Annotated in this window: 7 protein-coding genes and 1 pseudogene; 2 read left to right on the forward strand and 6 right to left on the reverse strand. The window is 66.3% G+C overall.

Annotation, left to right across the window (positions count from 1 at the left end):
• Window positions 1–86: 86 nt before the first annotated feature.
• From ACF66B_RS05175 to ACF66B_RS05185, 3 genes are read right to left on the reverse strand one after another with little or no spacing between them, the layout of a single operon-like run.
• Window positions 87–560, reverse strand: coding sequence for a GFA family protein (locus tag ACF66B_RS05175; RefSeq protein WP_111431341.1), 474 nt, complete (start codon window positions 558–560; stop codon window positions 87–89).
• Between the two features lie 11 nt (window positions 561–571).
• Complete coding sequence (locus ACF66B_RS05180) at window positions 572–2,566, reverse strand: TRAP transporter large permease subunit (protein WP_111431340.1); 1,995 nt, start codon at window positions 2,564–2,566, stop codon at window positions 572–574.
• Window positions 2,559–3,179, reverse strand: a complete 621-nt coding sequence (locus ACF66B_RS05185; protein ID WP_111431339.1) for a TRAP transporter small permease subunit — start codon at window positions 3,177–3,179, stop codon at window positions 2,559–2,561. Before ACF66B_RS05185 ends, ACF66B_RS05180 begins: the two co-directional genes overlap by 8 nt.
• A 500-nt stretch (window positions 3,180–3,679) precedes the next feature.
• Here ACF66B_RS05185 and ACF66B_RS05190 point away from each other — a divergent pair, with 500 nt between their 5' ends.
• Window positions 3,680–4,012 carry a hypothetical protein gene (locus tag ACF66B_RS05190; protein WP_111431338.1) on the forward strand — a complete coding sequence of 111 codons (333 nt, stop codon included), beginning with the start codon at window positions 3,680–3,682 and terminating at the stop codon, window positions 4,010–4,012.
• A gap of 108 nt (window positions 4,013–4,120) precedes the next feature.
• On the opposite strand, the pseudogene ACF66B_RS05195 reads toward ACF66B_RS05190, so the two are convergent.
• From ACF66B_RS05195 to ACF66B_RS05205, 3 genes and pseudogenes are all read right to left on the reverse strand, one after another.
• Window positions 4,121–5,450 (reverse strand): annotated as a pseudogene (locus ACF66B_RS05195) (IS256 family transposase).
• Window positions 5,451–5,523: 73 nt separating this feature from the next.
• A complete protein-coding gene (locus tag ACF66B_RS05200) occupies window positions 5,524–6,450 on the reverse strand; it encodes a hypothetical protein (RefSeq protein ID WP_392664241.1) in 927 nt (308 codons plus the stop codon).
• A gap of 505 nt (window positions 6,451–6,955) precedes the next feature.
• Complete coding sequence (locus ACF66B_RS05205; protein ID WP_111431336.1) at window positions 6,956–8,395, reverse strand: DUF6880 family protein; 1,440 nt, start codon at window positions 8,393–8,395, stop codon at window positions 6,956–6,958.
• Between the two features lie 219 nt (window positions 8,396–8,614).
• On the opposite strand from ACF66B_RS05205, the gene ACF66B_RS05210 reads away from it, so the two are divergent.
• Entirely contained in the window at window positions 8,615–9,769 is a 1,155-nt protein-coding gene (locus ACF66B_RS05210; protein WP_111431335.1) for a site-specific integrase, read from the forward strand.
• Window positions 9,770–9,782 lie beyond the last annotated feature (13 nt).

The raw sequence follows: 9,782 nt of genomic DNA on the forward strand, positions 1-9,782 counted from the left end.
CGCCAGAGACGGATAGTCCATGAGGGTCAGCGGCGAAGAGCTCGGCTGGATGTCGGCGCGGCCAGCCTCAGGCCGCGCCCCTGCCGTCAGCCCTCCAGCCCCAGCCTTTGGTGCCAGTCGGCGATGCTCTCCTCCGGGTAGCCCTCGAAGAGCCTGTCGCCCTCGTGGACGCAGGGCTCCACCCAGCCGGCCTTCGAGCCCAGCATGAGATGTGTCCGCTCCGGCGGCACCGGCAGTTCGGTGTCGATCGCCGAGGCATGCGGATGCAGAAGCTCCGGCCAGCGCGGGTCCCAGAGCCAGAGCGCCGAACCGCAGAGGCCGCAGAACTTGCGCTCCGCCGGGCTTGGCTCGCCATCCTCAAGCCGCGCGCTGTAGCTCCGCACATGCTCGTCCCCCTCGACGGTGAGCGTGGCCGCTTCCGCCGAGAGGTTGATCGCAAAACCGCCGCCGCCCGCCGTCTTGCGACAGATCGAGCAGTAGCAGAGGTTGAAGGGATAGGGATGCGGCGAGGTCACGGCAAACCGGACCGCGCCACAGTGGCAGGAGCCTTTGAGATCCATGCCCCCGCCCCTCAGTTGAAGCTCGGGGGTTGCGAGAGGTCCGGGGCGCCGGGCTGCGGGGCCGGAGCCGAGCCCTCTGGGGCGGGAGCCGAGCCCGCCCCGCCGCCTGCCGCCCCGCTTCCCGTCCCTCCGGGTGCCGCCGGTGCGCTGTTTCCGCCGCCGAGACCCGGGGGCGGGCCGCCCGCGCCGCCGAGCGGCGGAAGGCCAAGCCCGCCCCCGCTGTCCGACGGCGCACCCGTGCCCTGCTGCGGCCCGCCAAGCGGCGGCAGGCCGAGGCCGCCGTCGTTGCCGGACGCGCCACCCGAACCTCCGAGCGGCGGAAGGCCGAGCCCGCCCCCGCTGTCCGAGCTGCCGCCGCTTCCCATGGGCGGAAGACCGAGCCCGCCGCCACCGGACGGGGCCGGAACCTCGATGGTCGAGGACGGCGCCGCCACCGGCACCTTCTTGTAATGGGTCACCAGATAGGGGAAGGCGATCACCAGCAGGATCATCGCGATGTTGATGAAGATGAAGGGGACCGCGCCCTTGTAGATCTCGGTGGTGCGGATCGCCGGCATCACCCGGCCCGAACGCTCGTCCTTCCAGTCCCGGGCGGGGGCGACGGAGCGGAGATAGAACAGCGAGAAGCCGAAGGGCGGCGTGAGGAAGCTCGCCTGCAGGTTGACGCCGAGGATCACTCCGAACCAGACCAGATCGATGCCGAGCTTGGCGGCCACGGGTGCGAGCAGCGGGACAAGAATGAAGGCGATCTCGAAGAAGTCGAGGAAGCAGCCGAGGATGAAGACGACCACGGTCACGACAATCAGGAAGCCGTATTCGCCGCCGGGCAGATCCAGCAGCAGCTCCTCGATCCAGATGTTGCCGTTCACGCCGTAGAAGGTGAGCCCGAACACCCGCGCGCCGATCAGGATGAACATCACGAAGGCCGACAGCGTCGTGGTGGCCTCGACCGAGGAGCGGAGCGTGGCGAAGTCGAGACGCCGCTTGGCGAGCGCGAGGAGCAGCGCGCCCACCGCCCCCATCGCGCCGCCCTCGGTGGGCGTGGCGATGCCGAGGAATATCGTGCCGAGAACGAGGAAGATGAGCGCCAGCGGCGGGATCAGCACGATGATCACCTGCTCGGCGAGATGCGAGATGATCCCGAGGTTCATGGCGCGGTTGACGAGCGCGAAGACGAAGATGAGGATCACCGCCGTCGCCGCGGAGGCGACCAGACGGTTGGCCGGTGTGAGCCCGTCAAAGACGAAATGCGCGGCCAGGAAATGGATCGCGACGGCAACGGCCAAGGCGGCAACCAGCGACATGACCCCGCTCCCGAGCGTGCGTTCGGAGATGGGCAGGGCGGGAACGGCTGCCGGCCGGATGATCGAAAGGATGAAGATGTAGGCGCAGTAGAAGCCGACGAGCATGAGCGAGGGCCAGATCGCGCCCATGTACATGTCTCCCACCGAGACGCCGAGCTGGTCGGCCATGACGATGAGAACCAGCGAGGGCGGCACGATCTGCGCGAGCGTCCCGGAGGCAACGATGGTGCCGGTTGCCACCGGCTGCGAATAGGCGAAGCGCTGCATGATCGGCAGCGAGATGAGGCCCATGGCGATCACCGAGGCCGCGACCACGCCGGTGGTGGCCGCAAGCAGCGCGCCGACGACGATGACGGCATAGGCGAGCCCGCCGCGGATCGGGCCGAAGAGCTGGCCGATCGTCTCGAGCAGATCCTCGGCCATGCCGGATCGCTCGAGGATCAGCCCCATGAATGTGAAGAATGGAATCGCAAGCAGCGTGTCGTTCGACATGATCCCGAACACGCGTTCGGGTTGCGCGCCCAGCAGGGGCCAGAAGAGGTTGATCTGCGAGGGGGCGATTTCAGAGAGGGCGACACCGACAACGAAGAAGAAGAGGCCGCCGGCGGCGAGGGTGAGCGCCACCGGATAGCCGATCAGCAGCATGCCCATCACCGTGATGAACATGATCGGCGCAAGGTTGTGGGCGATGAGCTCAAGCATGGCTGCGATCCCCGGCCTTGTGATGCGCTTCCTCGATGTCATGGACCAGGTGAGCGTGTTCACGCAGCTCCGGCGGCAGGTGATCCTCCTCGGTCTCGACCGGCGGATCGAGATCGCCGCGCAGGTAGGCGACGGTCTTGATGATCTCGGAGAGACCCTGGAACACGAGCACGACGAACCCCAGCAGGATCAGGAGCTTGGCAGGCCAGAGCACGAGCCCGCCCGCGTTCATCGATTGCTCGCCCGTGATCCAGGAGCGCCAGAAGAACGGCCAGGAGAGCCATGTCATCAGGAGAACGAAGGGCATGAGGAAGATCAGATGGCAGACGAGATCGATCCAGAGCCGGGTCCGCTGGCTGAGCCGCGAGGATACCACGTCGATGCGCACATGCTCGTTCTTCTGCAGCGCCCATGCAGCCGCAAGCATGAAGACCGCGCCAAAGAGATACCATTGCAGCTCGAGCCAGGCGTTCGAGGAAATGTCGAACGCCTTGCGCACGACCGCATTTCCGGCGCTGACCAGAACCGCGACGAGGATCAGCCAGGCAATGCCCCGGCCGAGCCAGGCCGTGATCCGGTCGACGCCGCGGCTCCAGCGAATGAGAAGGTTCATGGCCTTGTTTCCTCCCAGATTGATGCGCCGCCGGCACCTTCGGCGCCTGTTTTCCCGCACGGAAGCTGGGCGCGGCTGGCGCCGCAGAAGCATCCGTCCAGGGGCGTTCTCCCTGCAAGTCGTAGTGGCCGCGCCGATTCACGGCAACCTCGGCGTGACACCCTCCGAAGCAGAAGCGCACTGTCCCCTCTCCTGGATCCGCACTCGCGCCCGCGGCCTCCCCGCGCCAGGGCGCCAGCCCCTCGCCAGGCCACCCGATGGGGGCAGGCCAATAGAGCGCGACGCACATGTCGGCGGAGTTCGGTTTCCCTGCATCGCGTAGCGGGCTTTCCCAGCCAGGACCGACTCCGTGACCTTCCTTGCCGTGATGTGAATGCTCGGTCGAAACGCAACCCGGACGCCTGTCCCGCTCCAACTCCACGGGCACTGGCGCTTCTCGGACATCATGCGAGCCGCCCCTCTCGGATCGGCCCGCACAGTCTCTGTGATGGGGCTAGACCTTGGGCGTGAACAACCCCCGCAAGGCGCTGCACGAACAGCGCGACGCCATCACCTCGGATCTGCCCGAGCTTCCGGAGGACCTCCCGGATCTCTACCGGGTCAAGATCGACGATCTTGTCGGCACGCTGTCGAACCCGGATGTGATCCACCGGGCGAGCGAACAACTGTCGGAGATCGTCAAGCAGATCGTGGTGCGATGGGACGCGCAGGCCGGCACACACACGGTGGAGATCGAGGGCGATCTGGTTGGACTGCTTGGATTTTCGGAGCTTGGAATCGCAAAAGCCTGTGCGCTGCACAGGCCTTCGCTAACACTGGTTGCGGGGGCCTGATCACACCGACGGTTGAGTCACGGATTAGAGCGTTTCCCGGCCAACGTGAATTGAAGGGCAAGCCAATACAAGTGATATACTATATGATCAGAAGAGCTATGGCTGAATTTAGGTGACACGGCTTGATCCGGCGGCGCGGCTTTTGTTCGCATCAGCCTGGGCGACGCCGTCGGTCAATGTGACACCTTCGATGACGCGGGGCAACTGGTTCCGCCCGTTGAGCTTGCGCCATTTCCTCGACGCTGCCCTGATCAGGGTGAAGACCATCAGCTTCGCGGTCTTCTGCGAGCGCGCGCCCCTGGTCCGGACATTACGATGCCTGACGATGGCGAACACGCTCTCGATCGGGTTCGACGTTCACAGGTGGTCCCAGTGTTCGGCCGGGAAATCGTAGAAGGCCCGCAGCGCATCGATGTCCTTGGTCAGGCAGGACACGCCCTCCGCATATTTGGCAGCGTATTTCTTTCGGAAGGTCTCGATGGCCGCCAGGGCCTCCGCCCGGGGTGGCGCATGCGAGATGTTGCGCAGATCCGCGGCCATGGCGAGCTGCCCGGATTTCGGGAAGTGGTTGAGCACGTTCGATATCTTGTGAAGCCAGCAGCGCTGGTGGCGGGTGCCGGGAAAGACGTCGTCCATCGCTTTCCAGAACACCAGGGCGCCGTCGCCCACGGCCAGTGCCGGCGGCACCGCCAGTCCCCGGGCCTTGAGATCGACCAGAAGCTCGCGCCAACTCTGCGCGCTTTCCCGGACCCCGACCTGGAAGCCCACCAGCTCCTTCTTCCCCTCCGGTGTCGCCTCGATCAGGACCAACATGCATTCGGCCACGGGCTCCATCCTGGCCTGCAGGTAGACGCCATCCGCCTCAGGTGAGCCCGCGAATGCGATCCGTCCGAGAGAGCGGGCGAACGACATAGCGCCGGGCGGACAGATCGCGGCGCTGCCAGCGGTCGTACTCCTCCTGCCACCCGGCCGTGAGACGGGTAACCGCACCCGGCGACAGGTTCGGCGCATCCGCCCCGAGCAACGCGCCGAGCGCTTCCTGGAAATCTCCGGTGGAAACGCCGCGCAGGTAGAGCACGGGTAGCAGCGCATCGTGGCTGCGTGATCGGCGCGCCCATCGCGGCAGGATGTTCGAAGTGAACCGGATCTTCTTCTCGTCGGGCACCCCGGCTGCCCTGTCGCGCACCTTCTGGCGCTGCACCGGGATCGCACCGATCCTGGTCTGGATGTCGCGCTCGGGGCCGCCGGTGCCATGCCGGACGACACGCTGGCGGCCGTCAGGCAGCCGTTCCTCGGCAAACTGGGCGACGAAGCTGGCCGCCTCCGCCTTGAGGGCAGCCGCGAGCATCTGGCGGGCATCCTCGCGAGCAATCTCGGTCAGCGGGTGGAGGATGGTTCCGGGCTGGCGGAGCGGGGTAATCGTGGTATCTTCGGCCATAGGCGTATCGTTCCTTTCGGAAGTTCTGGCAGGCTTCGACACCCGCCACAATACGCCGCCTTCTCAGGCCCCATCACCCATTTTCAGCCACAGCTCTGCCGTCCGATTGAATCGCTTGGGGCCGAGCGACCTGTCGCAGCAATGCCACCATCGCCACGACCAGGGCGAGCGGCAGAACGAGCGTGCGTAGCAGAAAGATCGCGATCAGCTTGAGCGAGGATTCCAGCAATTCGTCCGCATGCGAGACGAAGAAGCCAGCCGCTCCGAAATATGCTCTGAACTGCGCCAATGCATCCGAAGTGTCCGACCCGCCGGAGCGGAGCGAATCCTGAATCCAGCCGAAAGAGCTGTCGGGTTCCGGGGCGACTGCCTCACCGGTTTCCAGGGCCTCGTCGGGGACACCGAGAAGCGATTGGGCCTTGTCCGATACGACGGCGAGCTGCGCCATGGCCGCGGCCCGTGCGGAGCGGGTGACATGTTCTCCAAACAGGCCGCCGAGCGCGAGAGAGAGCGGTAACAGCACGGCGAGCAGAGCGCCGGTCAGGTTCGAGGCGGTACCCGCGCGGCAGATCGGCTGTGCAATGACGTCGCAGTGTCGCTCAATGGGCCCGCGGGCCGCGTGAATGGCCAGCCCGACGGCCAGTAGAAGGAAGCCGAGGCCGGAGAGCGGCCCCACCCCGATCGCCAGCACGCCGGCGAAGAGCGCGACCCAGAAGATCGCATCGGCCACCCGCTCGACCGTGTCGTCGATCGGCTCGAGAAACTTCAGTGGCTGGGCGCTGGCCGATATCCCGAAGCTGCCGCCGACCTCGATCTCCTGTGCGAACGACAGCGCCGAGTTGACCGACCTCAGGGCGACATAGACGCCGAGGCTCGCCACCGCGGCGTCGCGGGCCACCCGCTCGGCCGGGGCACTGATCGGCCTCATGGGAAAGACCGCGAGAGCGAGACAAATGATCGCCAGTGCGAGCCAGATCAATCGTCGCGGAATTGGGAACATCTCTCGGTCCTCTCATTTAGAGATGGTTCACCCCGATCGTTCCCAAATGAGCGCTCTTTGCAGTTATAATGGCGGTTTCCATCGTGAAGAGCAACGGCTCAAGCAAGCCTGATTTCAACTGGCCTGATCGAGAAGGTGGTGCTTACGGCCAACCCGGAGGCGCAGAACGGTCTCCTGGAGGAGGTCGAGGTATGCGGCGATCGCGCTGGAATTCTTCCGCTTTCCGTTGAAACGACAAAACCCCGCCGGAGGGGCGGGGTTCTTGCCAGTATATCTGGTTGCGGGGGCAGGATTTGAACCTGCGGCCTTCAGGTTATGAGTCGTGCCGAACGAACCATGAACAATCACTCGGAACCGCGAGTTCTTGCGCAATTTCCGCCACTTGGCGATCCCGCAGGCAAGGCCCCGCTTCGCACCAACTGTCGGGATTGCGCAGGGTTTTTCGGCCTCGTGCTTCCACAATGCTTCCAAGGGGCCGCGACCTGATTTTCCGGTAGCACGACCATCAGGCGGCGGTGAGCGACCAGAAGCCGAACTTCCTGCCGTGCTCCTCCTTCAGCCGGGCGACATAGGCATCGTGCGTCTCGAACGCGCCGAAGTCCGGGATGTCCCGCGCGAGCCGGGCGCAGGGGACAAGGTGCTCGGCGGCATAGCGATACCGCTTCGCCCGCGATCGAGTGAGCGTGAAGTCGATCATCGCGCGGAGCACCAGAGTCGCGGCCAGTGGATGACGCTCTGACAGGGCCTCCGCCGCGGGGGCGAGATACTCGTAATGGTCACCGTCGATCTCGTCGTGCCGGGCAATCATGACGTCGGCAGCGCGATCCAGCGCCGGCCAGTCGAGGAAGAACTGCAGGGCGTGAAGAAGGCTCGGATAGGCCGTGGCGTGCGCCATCGCCCGCTCTTCGGCCTCGATGTCGTCGAAGTCGGGCAGCCGCTTGAGATAGGCCCGCAGGTAGCTGTCGGAGAGCGTGCGTTCGAAGCAGTCCCACCGGAACGCCTGCGCCTCCTCGCCGCGACCCAGCGCCTCCAGCGTCTGCAGGCGGATATCCTGCCAGGCCAGCGGAACCCGCAAGCCGTCGCCGAGCTCCGCGCGCTCGAGGAACCCCAGCGCCTCGCCCGCCCTGCCGGCCGCGAGTAGGCGCTGCGCAATCTCGGCTGCGATCTGTGGCACCTTGCGGGTCTTCGGATCGTACTGGCCGATGAAGCCGTCGACGTCGCCCTGTGCATCGGCGATGTCCTTGAGCGCCACGGCGACCGTGCTCGTGCGCTCGCGCGCCCGCATCTCGTGCTCGTAGGTCGTGCCACCCGGGCCCCAGCCCACCGCCTTCCATTGATCCTTCGGCGGCGCCGGCACGGGCGAGCGACCGAGGTCCTCGGCCATCGATTTCAGTGCCGCCAGCCCCTCGTCGCCGAGCGCCGGGGCCATGATGCCGATCAGGCCGTCATACTGGCCATAGCCGTTGTCCTGAAGCGCATCGAGAACAGTGCCGGCGAGCGCCTGCGGGTCGGGCCGGACCTTCGCGGCGAGCTGACCGAGATCGGCGCAGGCCAGGTGGAAGATGCCGATGACGGTGCCGCTGGAGTCGTCGCAGCGCTCGAACACCGGCGTGGCGAGCGCCATGAACCGCCACATCAGCGCCAGCGCCTCATCCGGATCGGCGGGCGCGATCTGCTCGACGATGGCGCGCCGCTGGGTTTCGAGATCCGTGACAAGTGCCTTGCGGTTCTTCCAGGTGATGAAGCTGCGGGCGCGGGCGATGCTTGTCAGCCGCTTGGTGATCTCCCGCGCGGCCTCCCTCGGGCTCTGGGCACCCGCCAGCGCGAGCCGCAGCTTGCGCTTGGCGGCCGCGTTGCCGGTGCTGACCTCGATCAGCAGTTGCGCCAGGCGCTCGGCGCCCAGCGCTTCGAGGTTCTTCGCATTGAGGGTGGTCTTTGAAGCCATCGGATCGCCAGTTTCTTTTCCCTGAGCCTATCAGCGGCCAGCGGGGTCCGGAACCTGCGTTCTGATTCGCGCGGCTCGTCGATTTCCCGCATCAGCGCGCCGAAGCGCCTTGCGCGGAACCGCGAGCCATTTCCTTTTTCTTCGCGATTTCAATGTGTTCGTTGACTGTCGCCCGCGCTTCAGCACTGTGGAACGGCGAAAGAACCACCGAAGAGCGCCATGCCCAAGATCACCAAACGCCTCGTCGACGCCGCAGAAGCCCGCTCCGCCGAATACTTCGTCTGGGACAGCGAGATCCCCGGCTTCGGGCTGCGCGTGCTGCCGAGCGGGCGCAAGGGCTACGTGGTCCAGTATCGCGCCGGACGCCGGTCCCGGCGGATCAGCCTCGGGCCCAGCACGGTCCTGACCTGCGAGCAGGCCCGCAACCGCGCCATCTCCATTGTCGCCGCCGCGCGCAATGGTGCGGACCCCGCCGCCGAGCGGGACGCGGGGCGCAGGGCGATCACGGTGAAGGAGCTGGCGGAGCGGTTCGACAAGGAGCACATCGCGATCCGCGTGAAAGCGAGCACGGCGAAGGAGTACCGCCGCAACCTCGAACGCTTCATCCTGCCCGCGCTCGGGCAACTGACCGTCACAGGGATCACGCGTGCCGATGTGGCGAAGTTCCACCACGACCTCCGCCACATCCCCTATCAGGCGAACCGCTGCCTCGAAGTGATCTCGAAGATGTTCAGCCTCACCGAGATGTGGGGCCTGCGTCCGGACGGCACCAACCCGCGAAAGCACATCCGGAAGTACCCCGAGGAGAAGCGCGAGCGGTTCCTCAGCGCGGCGGAACTGCGCCGGATAGGTGAGGTGCTGCGCGAGATGGAGGCGGAAGGGATCGAACTGCCCTCGGCCATTCTCGCGGCCCGCCTGCTGATCCTGACCGGCTGCCGCCTGAACGAGATCATGACGTTGCAGTGGACCCACATCGATCTGGCCGAGCGCGTCCTGCGCCTGCCGGACTCCAAATCTGGCGCCAAGGTCGTCCATCTCGGCCAGCCTGCTGTCGACCTGCTCCGCGACGCTCAGCGCATCGACGAGAACCCGTGGGTCATCGCCGGCACCCTGCCGGGCAAGCGCCTGAGCGATCTCCAGCCCTTCTGGCAGCGCGTTCGTGCCCGCGCCGGCGTCAAGGACGTCCGCATCCACGACCTGCGCCACACCTTCGCGTCGACTGCCGTCGCCTCGGGTCAGGGTCTGCCCATGATCGGCAAGCTGCTCGGGCATACGCAGGTCCAGACCACGGCGCGCTACGCCCACCTCGCCGCCGAGCCGGTGCGGATGGCGGCCGATGCGGTGGCGCAAAACCTCAGGCAATCCTTGGGATAATCGCGCCCCGCCA

The organism is Amaricoccus sp. B4, from assembly GCF_043226085.1.
Taxonomy (GTDB): Bacteria; Pseudomonadota; Alphaproteobacteria; order Rhodobacterales; family Rhodobacteraceae; genus Amaricoccus.